The organism is Cedecea sp. Ae19-4, from assembly GCF_059801165.1.
Genome location: NZ_JBCHWG010000001.1, coordinates 1,227,873 through 1,242,235, shown reverse-complemented (window position 1 = coordinate 1,242,235; position 14,363 = coordinate 1,227,873). Strand labels below are relative to the sequence as shown.

14 protein-coding genes are annotated in these 14,363 nt (G+C 57.0%); 2 read left to right on the top strand and 12 right to left on the bottom strand.

All coding sequences use genetic code 11. From position 1 onward, the window contains the following. Positions 1-51 precede the first annotated feature (51 nt). Complete coding sequence (locus tag AAIE02_RS05940) at positions 52-867, top strand: MetQ/NlpA family ABC transporter substrate-binding protein (protein WP_498532154.1); 816 nt, start codon at positions 52-54, stop codon at positions 865-867. A 62-nt stretch (positions 868-929) separates the two neighbouring features. On the opposite strand, the gene AAIE02_RS05935 is transcribed toward AAIE02_RS05940, so the two are convergent. The 11 genes from AAIE02_RS05935 to AAIE02_RS05885 all read right to left on the bottom strand — a co-directional run bounded on the left by AAIE02_RS05935 (position 930) and on the right by AAIE02_RS05885 (position 12,133). After that, positions 930-1,172, bottom strand: coding sequence for a DUF2164 domain-containing protein (locus tag AAIE02_RS05935; RefSeq protein WP_498532153.1), 243 nt, complete (start codon positions 1,170-1,172; stop codon positions 930-932). Continuing rightward, positions 1,169-1,756 carry a flavin reductase gene (locus AAIE02_RS05930; RefSeq protein WP_166994226.1) on the bottom strand — a complete coding sequence of 196 codons (588 nt, stop codon included), beginning with the start codon at positions 1,754-1,756 and terminating at the stop codon, positions 1,169-1,171. Before AAIE02_RS05930 ends, AAIE02_RS05935 begins: the two co-directional genes overlap by 4 nt. A gap of 55 nt (positions 1,757-1,811) precedes the next feature. Next, positions 1,812-2,207: a 4-amino-4-deoxy-L-arabinose-phosphoundecaprenol flippase subunit ArnF gene (arnF, locus tag AAIE02_RS05925; protein ID WP_008460713.1), complete on the bottom strand. Its 396-nt coding sequence runs from the start codon at positions 2,205-2,207 to the stop codon at positions 1,812-1,814. Further along, positions 2,207-2,530, bottom strand: coding sequence for a 4-amino-4-deoxy-L-arabinose-phosphoundecaprenol flippase subunit ArnE (gene arnE / locus AAIE02_RS05920; RefSeq protein ID WP_008460715.1), 324 nt, complete (start codon positions 2,528-2,530; stop codon positions 2,207-2,209). Before arnE ends, arnF begins: the two co-directional genes overlap by 1 nt. After that, positions 2,527-4,188, bottom strand: coding sequence for a lipid IV(A) 4-amino-4-deoxy-L-arabinosyltransferase (gene arnT, locus AAIE02_RS05915; protein ID WP_008460717.1), 1,662 nt, complete (start codon positions 4,186-4,188; stop codon positions 2,527-2,529). Before arnT ends, arnE begins: the two co-directional genes overlap by 4 nt. A 4-nt stretch (positions 4,189-4,192) precedes the next feature. Further along, positions 4,193-5,089, bottom strand: a complete 897-nt coding sequence (arnD, locus tag AAIE02_RS05910; RefSeq protein ID WP_336982714.1) for a 4-deoxy-4-formamido-L-arabinose-phosphoundecaprenol deformylase — start codon at positions 5,087-5,089, stop codon at positions 4,193-4,195. Next, positions 5,086-7,068 (bottom strand): bifunctional UDP-4-amino-4-deoxy-L-arabinose formyltransferase/UDP-glucuronic acid oxidase ArnA, encoded by a 1,983-nt coding sequence (arnA, locus tag AAIE02_RS05905; protein ID WP_008460722.1) that lies wholly within the window; start codon positions 7,066-7,068, stop codon positions 5,086-5,088. Before arnA ends, arnD begins: the two co-directional genes overlap by 4 nt. Further along, positions 7,068-8,048, bottom strand: coding sequence for an undecaprenyl-phosphate 4-deoxy-4-formamido-L-arabinose transferase (arnC, locus tag AAIE02_RS05900; RefSeq protein ID WP_008460725.1), 981 nt, complete (start codon positions 8,046-8,048; stop codon positions 7,068-7,070). Before arnC ends, arnA begins: the two co-directional genes overlap by 1 nt. Before the next feature lies 1 nt (position 8,049). Further along, positions 8,050-9,189, bottom strand: coding sequence for a UDP-4-amino-4-deoxy-L-arabinose aminotransferase (gene arnB / locus AAIE02_RS05895; protein WP_008460726.1), 1,140 nt, complete (start codon positions 9,187-9,189; stop codon positions 8,050-8,052). A gap of 368 nt (positions 9,190-9,557) precedes the next feature. Further along, entirely contained in the window at positions 9,558-11,522 is a 1,965-nt protein-coding gene (locus AAIE02_RS05890) for a peptidase U32 family protein (protein WP_166994222.1), read from the bottom strand. Positions 11,523-11,593: 71 nt separating this feature from the next. Beyond that, positions 11,594-12,133, bottom strand: a complete 540-nt coding sequence (locus tag AAIE02_RS05885; RefSeq protein ID WP_008460728.1) for a helix-turn-helix domain-containing protein — start codon at positions 12,131-12,133, stop codon at positions 11,594-11,596. Between the two features lie 94 nt (positions 12,134-12,227). Between AAIE02_RS05885 and AAIE02_RS05880 the strand changes: the two genes are divergently transcribed. After that, the gene (locus tag AAIE02_RS05880; protein WP_498532152.1) at positions 12,228-13,394 is read left to right on the top strand and encodes a benzoate/H(+) symporter BenE family transporter; all 1,167 of its coding nucleotides are present in this window, start codon (positions 12,228-12,230) and stop codon (positions 13,392-13,394) included. Here AAIE02_RS05880 and AAIE02_RS05875 read toward each other — a convergent pair. Continuing rightward, positions 13,374-14,246: a helix-turn-helix domain-containing protein gene (locus AAIE02_RS05875; protein WP_498532151.1), complete on the bottom strand. Its 873-nt coding sequence runs from the start codon at positions 14,244-14,246 to the stop codon at positions 13,374-13,376. The two genes, AAIE02_RS05880 and AAIE02_RS05875, sit on opposite strands and share 21 nt — an antisense overlap. Positions 14,247-14,363 lie beyond the last annotated feature (117 nt).

Sequence of the window (14,363 nt, the reverse complement as noted above, 5' to 3'; positions counted from 1 at the left end):
GGAATTCCACGGCAATGCACTTTTAATCACTAATCACGACTGGACGAAATAATGAAAAAACAGTTTATGATGTTAGCTCTGGCTTCTTTAACCGCGTTAAGTCTTCACGCCAACGCCGCTGAAAAACTGATTGTGGGCGCCTCCAACGTCCCGCATGCGGAAATTCTCGAGCAGGCGAAGCCGATTCTGGCGAAAGAAGGCATCGATCTTGAGATCAAAACCTTCCAGGACTATATCCTGCCGAATACCGCGCTGGCCGAGCATGAGATTGATGCCAACTACTTCCAGCATCAGCCCTATCTGGATTCGGTGCTACAGGATCATAAAGGCGATAAAAACTACGATTTCGTCAGCGCCGGGGCAATCCACGTAGAGCCGATCGGCATCTATTCGAAGAAATATAAAAGCCTGAAGGATCTGCCGCAGAACGGCAAAATCATTCTGCGTGACTCGGTGGCCGAAGAAGGTCGTATTCTGGCTATCTTCCAGCGCGAAGGCGTGATCACCCTGAAACCTGGCGTGAAGCCGGTTAACGCGCGCATCAGCGACATTGCCAGCAACCCGAAAAACCTGCAGTTCAAAGCGGATATTGAAGCCGCCCTGCTGCCGCAGATGTACGCCAACAACGAAGGCGATGCGGTGGTGATCAACGCCAACTACGCGCTGGATGCGGGCCTGAACCCGATTAAAGATCCGATTGCCGTCGAAAGCGCCGAAGGCAACCCGTATGCCAATATCATTACCGTGCACCGCGCCGACGTGAATAAACATGACATCGTCGAGCTGGTGAAAGTCCTGCACTCTAAGCAGATTCAGGACTGGATCAACGAGAAATATCACGGTGCGGTTGTGCCGGTTAATCAGTAATACGAAAAAGGGGCGCAATGCGCCCCTTTAGTCATTCAATAATGGCAAGATCGCAGGCAAAACTAATCGACGATTTTTTCCAGATCCAGCAACTCTTCCAGCGTCAGCATGTTGCTTTGGGCTACCGCCAGCGCATCGTCCAGTCCTTTATTGTAGAGCGCGGGTGCCATTTTTTTCACCAGCTCGTCAAGGAAGAATTCGGCTTCAAACTGCCCTATTTGCAGGTCGTTCTTGTCGTCCAGCCAGTCGCTGATAAAGTCGCTCAGCTTGCGGTAGTCTTCGGCGGGTAATTCAATCTTCTTCATGACGCCTCCACGCCCGGTACCACCAGCGATTCGCCGATGGCGTAGAACTGGCCGCCGGCAATATAGTGCAGGCTGCGGTATTCCGGCGGGGAGGTTTCAAACGACCAGTGACCGTTCTGGAACACCCGGTCGTCAGCCCAGGCACCGATAACTTCGCCGATAAACAGGTCGTGGGCCTGATGGTTATGCGGTTCGGGGATAAGCCTGCAGACCATCCAGGCCGTGCAGCCCGCGACCAGCGGTACGCTGTGGCCAGGGGCGCGGAACAGCTCCACGCCGGATTGTTCGAGCTTGTCGGGCATCTCTTTCAGGCTGTGGGTACCCAGAAAATGGGTCATTTTGAGCTGGGCGGCACAGGGCACCTGAATCACAAAGGTGCCGCTGTTTTCGATAAGCGTGCGGGTGGCGGTGATTTTATCCAGCACCACCATCAGCTTGGATGGGGTAAAATCCAGCGCACAGGCCCAGGCGGCGGTCATCACGTCGTCCACGCCATTGTGGTGGGCAGACACCAGCACGGTTGGGCCGTGGTTGATCAGGCGATAAGACTTTTCTAACGGCACTTCAATGATATGTGGGTTCATACTTCGCATCCAGTTTTCATCAGGTTGCCGTCAGTTTGCCTGAACAACTAGCGCATTACTTTTCCTTTTTGTGGCGTAGCTGATGAGGCAGGCAAATCAGCACCAGGCCGACGAAAATCGCCGCCACGCCGAGAAGTTTGCCCGGACTGAACGCTTCGTTAAGCCACGGCAGATTAATAGCCGCGAACCACACCAGCACATAGCTCAGGCTTAAAAGCGGATACGCTTTACTGAGCGGAATGCGTTTCAACGCCATATACCAGCAGCCCATGGAAAACGCGTAGGCCGCGAGCCCGCCGATCAGCGCCAGCAGCCCGTAACCGCCAAACAACACGGCCTGAATAAACTCAAGGCTCGCGGCGGCGGGAGGAAACTGAACCATCGCCCATTTCATGCTGAGCTGCGCCCCGCTGACCAGCAGCACGCTCATTAACGCCCAGATATAGCCCATCAGGCGTGCCCTCCCAGCGCGATAATCCCCAGAATGATCAGCATCACGCCCAGCCAGTGGTGCGCCGAAATTTTCTCTTTCCAGATCCAGCGCGCGGCAAGGGTGACAAAAATAAAGTTCAGGCTCAGCATGGGGTAAGCGATGCTCACCTCGACGTGCTGGAGCACCAGCAGCCAGACGAGCATCCCCAGCCCTAATAACAGAACGCTCAGCCCAAGCCACAGCATCAGGTGGCGGCGCCCCGCCCCCTGAGCCGCCTGCTTCTGGCACAGCTGCCCGCCGCAGCTAAGCAAACTGGCCAGAATAATCAGCGCAATATTCATGGCTGCGCGTCGTACTCAAACAGCACAAAGCGCCCGCTGTTGGCCCGGTGATCCGGCTCCGGCAGCTTCAGGTCATTGAGATCGGTGTTATTCGACACCAGCAGCATCAGCGACACTTTGCCCAGCTTGCGGTGTTCCGCCAGCCAGGATGCGAACTCATCACCGTAAACAAAGCGGTTAGATACATCCGGATAATCAAGGCCGTAGCGCAGCTCGCCCGCCTGATTATAAAGATTGATATCGCTCCGCTTCAGCTCCCATGCCACTCCGGCGGCAATGCCGACGTTGTTGGTGAAGATGTAGCGACTGTCTTCCAGCTGCGGACGCATTTCATGAATGAACGCCTGCGGCTGCTTGGAGTTTTCCACTTTCGATGGGATCACCACACCCACCAGCAGCGCCAGACCCAGCGGGCACAGCGCCGCCCAGTACCAGCGTTTCGCGGTCTGACTCAGGGTCAAAAGACCGAACAGCCCCCAGACGGCAAAGGCCACGCACGCCAGCACCACTTTCAGCGTTTCATTGGCGGCATACACCGGATGTCTTGCCAGACCCCACGGTGCCAGGAAGAATGCCACCGTGATCACGCAGGCCGCCCCAAACAGCAGGTTAATCCAGCCGTTGACACGTAAAATAGCGGAGCCGCTTTTCGCCAGCTCAACGGCGTGACGCGCCATCAGGATCGCCAGCGGTGCAAAGCACGGCAGAATGTAGGTCGGCAGTTTGCCTTTAGCGATGCTAAAGAACAGCAACGGCATCACAACCCAGCCCAGCAGGTAGAACGCGCCGCCCTGCTCGCCTCGGCTTTTCCAGCCGCTTTTCAGCGCGCCCGGCAGCAGAGCAAGCCATGGCAGAGAGCCTGCAATCAGGAACGGAATGTAGTACCAGAACGGGGCTTTATGCTGCGCGTCTTTCTCAGCGAAGCGCTGAATGTGCTCCACCCAGAAGAAGTAGTGCCAGAAGTCAGGCTCGGCTTTGGCGATCGCAATCGCCCACGGCAGCGTAATTAGCACGGCGCTCAGCACCGCCAGCGGCCCGAACAACAACACCTCTTTCCAGCGTTTCTGTGCAATCACCCACGGCAGAACGCCAATCACCGGCACCGCAAGCGCCAGGAACCCTTTGGTCATCACGCCCATGCCGCAGGCCAGGCCCAGCAGCACGTAGCCACCCATCTTGCCGCCGGTGGTTTGTGCGGTACTGGCCAGCCAGAAGCTGCACATCGCCGCCGTCAGCCACAGGGTGATCATCGGGTCGAGCACGGAATACGTGCCGATGCCGTAGACCAGCAGGCAGGTGAGGAAAATAACCCCGGCCAGCACCGCGATCGTTTTATCGCGCCACAGGCGGAACGCCAGCCAGTAGGTCAGCAGCGCGCTCAGGGTCACCGAAAACACGGAACCAAAACGCACGGCAAAATTGTTATGACCGAAGATGAATTGGCTGATGTTGTTGATCCAGTACCCCGCCACCGGCTTTTCGAAATAGCGCAGATCAAGGAAATGAGGAACGATCCAGTTGCCAGACAGCAGCATTTCACGGCTGATTTCCGCATAGCGCGTCTCATCCGGCTGCCACAGGTGACGAAACTCCAGAGGGACAAGGTAAAGCAAGGCAAAACAGACCAGAAGGGTCATTCCATATTTTGCAGATTTCATCGGTTCACGACTCTATAAGTTGTTGGCAACCCAGCCAGCCTTCGCGGCCTGGAATTGTCCCGCGCACAATTTTGCCTCTCGGCAGCGTGGATAAATCGTCCGGCAGAAGCTCGCTAAGCGGGCAGAACTGAACCCCCTCGGCGGCAGCCATCGCCAGCAATTCACTAAAGGAATCTCGCATCACCATCCCTTCGACTTCGGCATGAATGGTGTAAACCGGTGTGCCGCTGTCCTGGTGAATTTTATCCAGGATAAAGCGGTTAAAGTTCTCTTTACTGACTTCGGTACCAATCACCTCGTCCCACGTTGGCAGCGTCACGGGAATTTGCACCGCAGCCTCGCTACCGTTAGACAGAACGGGGATAAACGGCGTAGTACCACGGCAGTCGCTGTTGTACTGGAACGGGAAAGCGGCTTTCGCTTTCACCACGCGCTGGTCAGCACGCCAGCCCGCCACGGCCGAGCAGTTTACAGGCTGCCCGACAATTTTCTGCAGCGCATCCAGCCCACGGCGAATTTGCTGTTCGAGCTTGTCCTGTTCCCAGACGCCCGCCCAGGCCTGCCAGGCATGGTGATCCCAGGCATGGAGGCCCACCTCATGGTGGTCCGCCGCCGCCGCGATAACCTCTGCGTTGCCTGCGCCAATCACGCGCCCCGGCCAGGCGGTACCCGCCAGCAGAATGTCCCAGCCATACAGCGATGCTGCGTTGGAGCGCAGCATCTTCCACAGGAATTTAGGCTTGATCAGGCGCCACAAGTGGCGCCCCATGTTGTCTGGCCCAACGCTGAAGAAAAAGGTTGCCTGAGTCGAGTGTAAACTTAGCGTCTCCAGAAGGTTTGGCACCCCTTCACGGGTGCCTCGCCAGGTGTCGACATCAATACGCAGGCCGACTTTTCTCATGAAGCAGGGTCCGTCAGCTCAACGGTTTTCAGGAAGAAGTCCAGCGTCTCGTCGATGGTTTTTTCCATGTGCACTTCAGGCGTCCACTCCAGCAGGCGCTGGGCGTTGCGGATGCTTGGCTTACGGTGCTCAACGTCCTGATAACCTTTGCCGTAGTAGGCGCTGCTTTCCACTTCGCGGAAACCGGCGAACGGTGGGAACTGGCTACGCAGCGGATGACGTTCGAAGCTTTCCAGCAGCATTTCTGCCAGCTGTTTGATGCTCGCTTCGTTGTCCGGGTTACCGATGTTGATGATCTGGCCGTCACAGTTATTGTTTTTGTTTTCAATAATGCGGAACAGCGCTTCGATGCCGTCGCCGATGTCGGTGAAGCAGCGCTTCTGCTTGCCGCCGTCGATAAGCTTGATCGGAGAACCTTCTACCAGGTTCAGGATCAGCTGGGTAATGGCACGGGAGCTACCGATACGCGCGGCGTTCAGGTTGTCCAGACGCGGGCCCATCCAGTTAAACGGACGGAACAGCGTGAAGCGCAGCCCTTCTTTTTCGCCGTATGCCCAGATAACACGGTCAAGCAGCTGTTTGGACACGGAGTAGATCCAGCGCTGTTTGTTGATTGGCCCAACGATCAGCGGGGAGTTATCTTCGTCAAACGACTTGTCGGTGCACATGCCGTACACTTCGGAGGTGGACGGGAAGATAATGCGTTTTTTGTATTTCACGCAGTCGCGGATGATCTTCAGGTTCTCTTCGAAGTCGAGTTCGAACACTCGCAGCGGGTTACGGGTGTATTCGATTGGCGTCGCGATGGCTACCAGCGGCAGAACAACGTCACACTTCTTAATGTGGTATTCGATCCACTCGGAGTGAATGCTGATGTCACCTTCCACAAAGTGGAAACGCTCGTTGCCGATGAAGCGAGAAATCGCGTCGGAACCGATGTCCAGGCCGAAGATTTCGAAGTTGTCATCACGCAGCAGACGTTCGGTCAGGTGATTACCGATAAAGCCGTTCACGCCCAGAATCAGTACGCGGGTACGACGTTTGATAGCGGAAACAGGTTTGCTGCTCAGAATCGCGCCGCTAACCAGGCCCAGAGACTGTGCCAGCTGGGAACCCTGCATGTACACGCCGTTTTCAGCCTGGCCGGTCACGACTTCCAGAGCACCGGTGCCGCAGGCAATCACCAGCGGGTTAACGGAGATAACTGTCCCGGCTTTCGCGCCATTGTTGCTTTCCAGCACGCGGCTTTTCCAGATGATGAATTTGCCGCCGCCCACGTAGCTGAACGCGCCTGGCCACGGTTCGGTCACCGCACGCACCAGGTTGTTAGCTTCTGCTGCAGAGCCTTCCCAGCTGATCGCGCCATCTTTAGGCGAACGGCCGCCGAAATAGGTCGCTTTGGATTCGTCCTGAGCGGTCTGCGGGAAGTGACCGGTTTTGATCACCGGCAGGCTTTTCGCCAGCAGGGATTTCGCGGTTTCGCACAGTTTGTGGTGCAGGGTCAGGGCAGTATCTTCTGCGGCAATCGCCACGCGTTCCTGAGCAACGATGTCGCCCGCGTCCGCGCGTTTCACCATGCGATGCAGGGTAACGCCCGTTTCGGTTTCACCTTTCACCAGCACCCAGTTCAGCGGCGCGCGGCCACGGAATTTAGGCAGCAGGGAGCCGTGGAGGTTAAATGCCCCGACGGAAGCGCAGTCCAGAATCTCTTCGCTCAGCAGGTTGCGGTAGTAGAAGGAGAAAATCACTTCAGGCTGTGCGTCTTTAATGCGGTCGACCCACAGCGGGTGGTTCACATCTTCAGGAGCAAAAACCGGGATGCCGAATTCTGCCGCCGTGCGGGCCACAGAACCGAAGAAGTTATTCTCAGCGGCGTTATCCGGGTGAGTATAAATTGCTGCAATGTCATAGCCTGCTTCAACCAGGGCACGAACACCCACACAGCCCATATCGTGATAGGCGAAAACAACTGCTTTCATTATTGATTTTCCTCTGAAGATAAAGCGGTTTCACTGCTAACTACGCGTTGAATAAAGTAACGAGGGCGAGCACGCACGTCGTTATAGATACGGCCAATGTACTCACCCAGCAGCCCCATTCCGATGAACTGGGCGCCAATAAAGGTGAACAGAACGGCGAAGAGCATAAACACCCCGTCCGCAGCCCACTGCGGGCCAAGAGCAAGACGTAACACCACCAGCAGTACCGCGAGGGCAAAACCGGACAGTGCGATAATGCTGCCGACGACGCTAAGTAAACGCAGCGGCGTTGTGGTCAGGCAGGTGATCAGGTCATACATCAGGTTGATCAGGCGCATGAAGCTGTACTTCGAGTCGCCAAACTGACGCTCGTCGTGGTGCACCGGGATTTCGATGGCGCGGCGGGCAAAGGTGTTGGCCAGAATCGGGATAAAGGTACTGCGTTCGTGGCAGTGCAGCATCGCGTCGATGATATGGCGGCGGTAGGCGCGCAGCATACAGCCGTAGTCGCCCATCGCTTTACCGGTGGTGCGCTGGATCAGGTGGTTGATCATTTTTGACGCACGCTTGCGGAACCAACTGTCCTGACGGTTCTGGCGCACTGTGCCCACCACGTCATAGCCTTCGTCGGCTTTCTCAACCAGGCGCGGGATCTCTTCCGGCGGGTTCTGCAGGTCAGCATCCAGGGTGACGATAAGATCGCCGGTGACGTGGCTAAAGCCCGCCATAATGGCCGAGTGCTGGCCATAGTTACGGTTCAGCAGCACCGCGACGATGTGGCTGTCCGGGGCTTCTGCCGCGCGGGTCAGCATGGCGGCAGAGTCATCGCTGCTGCCATCATCAATAAGGAGAATTTCGTAATCACGGTTCAGCTTTTGACAAGCTTCAGTGGTACGACGCAGCAGTTCAGGCAGGCTGTCCTGTTCGTTGTACACCGGGATCACAACGGAAACTTTCTTGATCGGTTCCGGGGTCGTCATCTTAGAGTCCTGCTATTTCACGTAAAGCGGTAATGACGCGGGAAGTGTCATCGTCGGTCATGGTTGGGAACAGTGGAATAGAGCAAATGCGCTCGCTGTTCCAGTCGCTGTTCGGCAGTTGAAGCTGCGGATAGCGCTCGCGGTAATACTTCTGGGTGTGCGCCGCGCGGAAGTGCAGGCCGGTGCCGATGCCGCGCTCTTTCAGCGCTTCCATCAGGCCGCTGCGGGAAATGCCGCAGGTGGCTTCATCCACGCGGATGATAAACAGATGCCAGGCATGGCGATGCTGCCAGGTCGGGGTGGCCAACGGCAGGAATGGCGTGTCGGCCAGCTCTTTGAGGTAGCGTTCGGCGATTTCCTGCCGACGGACGTTGATTTGCTCCAGCTTGCCCAGCTGCACCAGCGCGATAGCCGCGTTAATGTCCGCAAGGTTGTATTTGAACCCCGGGGAGATAACTTCAGCCTGCGGCGCGCGGCCATGCGTCTGACGGTCAAAGGCATCTACGCCCAGACCGTGGAATTTCAGGCTACGAATGCGGTTAGCAAACTGGTCGTCGTCGGTGACGATCAGGCCGCCTTCGGCGCAGGTCATGTTTTTGATGGCGTGGAAAGAGAAGATAGCCGTGCCCTTGCCGCCAACGTGCTTGCCTTTATACTCGGTGCCCGCGGCGTGCGCAGCATCTTCAATCACCGGAATGCCGTGACGTTCCCCGATGGCGCGAATAGCGTCGATGTCGGCAGGCGCGCCCGCGTAGTGCACGGGAATGATCGCTTTAGTGCGTGGAGTAATGGCCGCTTCAATGGCTTCTGGCGTAACCATCAGCGTGTCGCGATCGACGTCGATCATCACCGGTTCGGCGCCCAGCAGCACAATCATGTTGAGCGTGGAGACCCAGGTCAGCGAGGGAGTAATCACCTCGTCACCCGCCTGCAGCCCAAGCGCCATCAGGGTAACGTGCATCCCGCCGGTGGCCGAGCTTACCGCAATGGCATGTTTATTGCCGGTTAAGTCGCAAAATGCTTTCTCAAGCGCCTGGTTTTTCGGCCCGGTTGTGATCCAGCCGGATTGCATGACTTCCGTTACCGCTGCAATTTCTTCCGCACCTAACGCCGGGCGTGAAAAAGGCAGAAAATCACTCATTACGTGGATTCCTTATTAAATCGCTAAACGCCAAAAGCTGACGGGATAATGAATCAGGCTAATTAAATAAAAGCACAACACTAGGGAAGTACGGCCTGTTTAGCTAAACATCTTATCAATGAAAAGAATTTAACAAAGAAATCTTAGAACAGTATTAAGAAAATGAGATATAACGAAAAATCGTGACGTTAAGCGTCGGCTGGCGAGCCTATGCCCTTCACAACCCCTGCTTGTCATCTGAATATCATGATTAAGGCATGTTTGTTGAATAGCGGAATAATTCCGTAAGTGACAAATAATAATGCATCCTCCCTGCGTGGTTAAAAAAACCGCCTGAAGCAGGCGGTTTTAAATAATAAGCAATGAAATTAACGCTTCGCTTTCCCCGGCAGCGTTTTCATCAAATCGTCCGGGCTAATGGATGCCACCACGCTCCCCGGCAGCGGCATCTTCAGGATGTGGTTCTTCATCTTGCCGATGACGTGCATTTCGCACGGGCGGCAGTCAAATTTCAGCGTCAGCACTTCATCGCCGTGCACCAGCTGCATTGGGGTCGCTTTCCAGCTCTTGATGTTCCCTTTTGCCTGTTTCGGGCAAAGGTTAAACGCAAAGCGCAGGCAGTGCTTGGTGATCATCACCGGCACTTCGCCCTTCTCTTCATGTGCTTCATAGGCAGCGTCAATCAGCTGCACGCCATAGCGGTGATAAAACTCACGCGCTTTATGGTTATACACGTTCGCCAGGAAGCTTAAATGGCTGTCCGGGTAGACCGGCGGCGGCACGCTCACCGCTTTACGGATGCCGCGCTGGTAGTTTTGCAACCGCGCTTCGGTCAGCGCTTCAATGGCATCACGGCGCAGCTGGTTAAGCTGGGCGTTTGGCACAAATAAAGCTTCTTCCAGCAAGATGTTCACTTTCCGCGCGGAGTACATGGTCTGGCCCAGCTTGGTCAGGCCGTCACGCAGGCTGTCGAACGCTTTCTGCGGGTTATTGGCGACGTCAAACTGGCCGACGAGCGTTTGACTGACGCTGACGCCCTCTTCGCTGGTGGCTTTCATCACCAACTGCTGCTGGCTGCCGCTCAGTTCGATATCCACCGCCACGCGGCGCTCGCTGGAGGTTTTCAGCAGCGCCTGCTGCCAGTTGTGGTCCAGGTTACGGTTCAGCGGGTGGTTCGGGCGCACTTTTTTCAGCGTTTCCGGCATTTCGTTTGGCCAGACGCGATACTGATTTTTTCCGGTTTTTTCCACCGTATTAGCGCGGAAGCCGACGATTTCACGCTTGATCAGCACGTTCAGGCCATCGCCGTTAGTCAACGTATCGGTAGTGGTCACGTCGAGGTGGTCTTTGCTCACTTTCAGCACTTCGCCCACCGGCAGGCCAATAAATTTTGGCGAGTCGAACGCACCGATGTCGATTTTGCGCTCGTTCACGAAGTAGTCAGTGCTGCCGCGGTGGAACGTTTTGTCCGGGGACGGAATAAAGTAGTGCGATGTCACGCCGGAAGACGCACGGGTCAGGTCGCTGCGCCCTTCCATCAGCTCGTCCAGCAGTTGGCGGTAGTACGCGGTGATGTTTTTCACGTAGCTCATGTCTTTGTAACGCCCTTCAATTTTGAAGGAGCGCACGCCCGCCTCGACCAGCGCCGCCAGGTTGGCGCTCTGATCGTTGTCTTTCATCGACAGCAGGTGTTTTTCGTAGGCTACGACGCGGCCCTGATCGTCTTTCAGGGTGTACGGCAGGCGGCAGGCCTGCGAGCAGTCGCCGCGGTTGGCGCTGCGCCCGGTCTGGGCGTGGGAAATATTACACTGCCCGGAATACGCCACGCACAGCGCGCCGTGAATGAAGAATTCAATCGTCGCGTCAACATTCTGGTGAATGGCGGCAATTTGCTGCAGGTTCAGCTCGCGCGCCAGCACGATTTGCGAGAAACCTGCATCGGACAGAAACTTCGCTTTTTCCACGCTACGAATGTCGCACTGGGTACTGGCGTGCAGCTCGATCGGCGGCAGATCCATTTCCAGCACGCCCATATCCTGCACGATCAGCGCATCAACCCCGGCTTCGTACAGGTCGACGATCATCGAGCGCGCAGGCTCCAGTTCGTCATCATGCAGAATGGTGTTCAGGGTAACAAAAATTTTCGCCCCGTAGCGGTGGGCAAACGGCACCAGTTCGGCCAGGTCTTGCAAGCTGTTACCGGCGTTGTGGCGAGCGCCAAAGCCAGGCCCACCGATGTAAACCGCATCCGCGCCATGGAGAATGGCTTCGCGGGCGATGGCGGTATCACGGGCAGGGCTGAGTAATTCAAGTTGATTTGCGTGCAGGCGCATAAAATTTGTCGTGTTCTGTAATGGCGAAAGGCGGCTATTGTAGTCACTTCCCCCGCGCAAAAACAGAGGGATTATGCCGTCGTCACCGGATAGTGAATCAGCGAGTGAAAATGCGTCTCATCGGCACCTGAATTACGGTACGCGTGAGGGCTATCGCCGTAGAATTTTAAGCCATCTCCGGCCTGCAACGTCTGCCATTCTCCGTCAACATTCATATCCAACACGCCGCTTATCACCACCACATGCTCGATAACGCCGCTGTCGTGCGCCGACGACTCGCTGAGCGCGCCGGGGGCGAGGCGAATAGAAAAGTGGTCAAAACGCAGGTGCGGATCGTAAGGAAAAATCGGCACCACCACCATTTCCCGGTGCTGCGGGTCAAAGACCGGGCGCACGGGTGCGGAACCGGCTTCGAGGAAAACCGAAAACGGCACGTTAAAGCCGGTGGCAATCTTCCATAATGTGGCGACGGTCGGGCTGGATTCGTTGCGCTCGATCTGCCCGAGCATCGCTTTCGACACGCCGGTTTGTTCCGCCGCGAAGGTCAGGCTCCAGCCTCTGGCCTGACGCAGGCCTTTCAGGGTGTTTGCCAGATGTTGCGCTATATCCATTCTCTCCTCCCGTTAAGGGCGCAGTATAGCGCCTTGTGCGCTATAACGCACGATGCTATATTCCCCGGACGTTATAACGCACAGCGAGCCAACCATGCGCCTTTCTCTGCCCCCGTTTCCCACCGTTCTGGCCGGTTTTGTTGCCGTCCTGGTCGGCTATGCCAGCTCCGCCGCCATTATCTGGCAGGCGGCAGATGCCGCAGGTGCCAGCCCACACCAAATCGCTGGCTGGCTGACAATGCTGGGCCTGGCGATGGGCATCAGCACGCTGGGGTTAACGCTATGGTATCGCGCGCCAATACTCACAGCCTGGTCCACGCCGGGCGCGGCGCTGCTGGCCACCAGCCTGCCGGGCTACAGCCTGAACGAGGCGGTGGGCATTTTTATTTTCGCCTCTGGGCTGATCCTGATCTGCGGCCTCACCGGGCTGTTCGCCAGGCTGATGCGCCTGATCCCGCCTACGCTCTCCGCCGCCATGCTGGCCGGGGTTTTACTGCGGTTTGGCCTCGACACCTTCACATCGTTACAGGGTCACTTCTTACTGTGCATCAGTATGCTGGCCGGCTGGCTGTTGGCGAAGGTGTTTGCCCCGCGCTATGCCGTGGTTGTCGCCATGCTGGTTGGTCTGCTGATTTGCTTTATCAGCGGCGAGCTTCACGCCGGGAGCGTCCCGGTTTCTGTCGTGGTGCCGGAATTCATCGCCCCCTCATTTAGCCTCGCCAGCCTGCTGGGCATCGGCGTACCCTTCTTCCTGGTGACCATGGCCTCGCAAAACGCCCCCGGCGTCGCCACGCTGGCGGCCTCCGGCTACAAAGTCCCGGTTTCACCGCTGATTGTCGTAACGGCGTTAATAGCCCTGCTGCTGGCACCATTCGGGGTATTTTCGGTTTGCATCGCCGCCATCACCGCCGCCATTTGCCAGAGCGCTGAAGCCCATCCCGACAAAGACAAACGCTGGCTTGCCGCCGCTGCTGCTGGGGTATTTTACTTATTGGCCGGCCTGTTTGGCGGGGCGATCTCGACGCTGCTGACGGCCCTGCCGCTCGCCTGGATCCATACCCTTGCCGGGCTGGCCCTGCTGGGCACCATTGCCGGAAGCCTGCATCAGGCGCTGAACCACGAGCACGACAGAGACGCCGCCGTCGTGACGTTTCTGGTGACCGCCTCAGGCGTCAATCTGCTGGGCGTCAGCTCTGCATTTTGGGGGGTGATCGCCGGGGGGATTTGCTACACCGCGCTTTCAAGGCTGAAGCGCGCGTAGCTGCGAGGGCGTTGCGCCAAAGACGCTTTTAAAGCGGGTGCTGAAGTGGCTGGGCGAACTAAACCCGCAGGCCATCGCGATCTCCGTCAACGGCAGTTTTCCCTGACGAACCAGTATTTCCGCCTTTGCCATTCTGCGCTGCATCACGTACTGATGTGGCGCCAGGCCGGTGGACTGTTTAAACATACGTGCAAAGTGGTATTCGCTGAGATCCGCCAGCCGGGCAAGTTCACCCAGGGTCAGCGCCTCACTCAGGTTCTGCTCGATATACGCCTGGGCATTGCGCAGTACCGCCGGCGCCAGCCCGCCGCGCACCGTCGGCAGTTTCCACTGCACGCTGCTGTAATGCTGCACGAGATGCGTCAACAGCAGCGTAGAAGCCGTGCTTAGCGTCAGGTGATTAGCCCGCTGCTGCCAGTCGCTGCTCAGCAGAAAGTGACGATAAAGCAGGGTTATGCGCGGGTCGTCGGCAAAGGTTTTTTCATCAAGGTTGATGGCCGCCGGGCTGCGGTCCCAAATCTGCACGGCAATCTCTTTCAAATGCTCGTCGGTGCAGTACAGGTGCACAAACGAGAAGTCATCCCGCACGTCCCAGGTTGACTCACTGTCTTCCGGCATAATGCAGAAGCGATCCGGGCCGCCGCCGTTGCGCCAGCCTGAGCTCGTTTTTTGATACGTTTCGTACCCTTCGGTCACGTACAGGCTCAGCGTGTGGTGATCGCAGCGCTGGGTAATGCAGTCATTTCCGTTGGACCAGGCGGCCAGCTGAATCCCTGAGCCAAGCTGAACGCTGCCGTTCAGGCGGGCTTTGTGCTGCTGCAGGTTTTCAAAGGCGTGGTATGGCGCGGTCATAGCGGGAGTCGGCTTCTGGAACATAATGGCTAGTGTAAGGACTGCGCGCCGCCGTCGCCACTGCCGCCGTGAAAAAAAACCGCAAGAATATGCAAGTCGCTGGCCCGGATGAAAGTC

Bases quoted from the DNA above. Each gene is read 5' to 3' on its own strand.
- AAIE02_RS05940 (WP_498532154.1), top strand. From the start codon at position 52: ATGAAAAAACAGTTTATGATGTTAGCTCTGGCTTCTTTAACCGCGTTA.
- AAIE02_RS05935 (WP_498532153.1), bottom strand. From the start codon at position 1,172: ATGAAGAAGATTGAATTACCCGCCGAAGACTACCGCAAGCTGAGCGAC.
- AAIE02_RS05930 (WP_166994226.1), bottom strand. From the start codon at position 1,756: ATGAACCCACATATCATTGAAGTGCCGTTAGAAAAGTCTTATCGCCTG.
- arnF (WP_008460713.1), bottom strand. From the start codon at position 2,207: ATGGGCTATATCTGGGCGTTAATGAGCGTGCTGCTGGTCAGCGGGGCG.
- arnE (WP_008460715.1), bottom strand. From the start codon at position 2,530: ATGAATATTGCGCTGATTATTCTGGCCAGTTTGCTTAGCTGCGGCGGG.
- arnT (WP_008460717.1), bottom strand. From the start codon at position 4,188: ATGAAATCTGCAAAATATGGAATGACCCTTCTGGTCTGTTTTGCCTTG.
- arnD (WP_336982714.1), bottom strand. From the start codon at position 5,089: ATGAGAAAAGTCGGCCTGCGTATTGATGTCGACACCTGGCGAGGCACC.
- arnA (WP_008460722.1), bottom strand. From the start codon at position 7,068: ATGAAAGCAGTTGTTTTCGCCTATCACGATATGGGCTGTGTGGGTGTT.
- arnC (WP_008460725.1), bottom strand. From the start codon at position 8,048: ATGACGACCCCGGAACCGATCAAGAAAGTTTCCGTTGTGATCCCGGTG.
- arnB (WP_008460726.1), bottom strand. From the start codon at position 9,189: ATGAGTGATTTTCTGCCTTTTTCACGCCCGGCGTTAGGTGCGGAAGAA.
- AAIE02_RS05890 (WP_166994222.1), bottom strand. From the start codon at position 11,522: ATGCGCCTGCACGCAAATCAACTTGAATTACTCAGCCCTGCCCGTGAT.
- AAIE02_RS05885 (WP_008460728.1), bottom strand. From the start codon at position 12,133: ATGGATATAGCGCAACATCTGGCAAACACCCTGAAAGGCCTGCGTCAG.
- AAIE02_RS05880 (WP_498532152.1), top strand. From the start codon at position 12,228: ATGCGCCTTTCTCTGCCCCCGTTTCCCACCGTTCTGGCCGGTTTTGTT.
- AAIE02_RS05875 (WP_498532151.1), bottom strand. From the start codon at position 14,246: ATGACCGCGCCATACCACGCCTTTGAAAACCTGCAGCAGCACAAAGCC.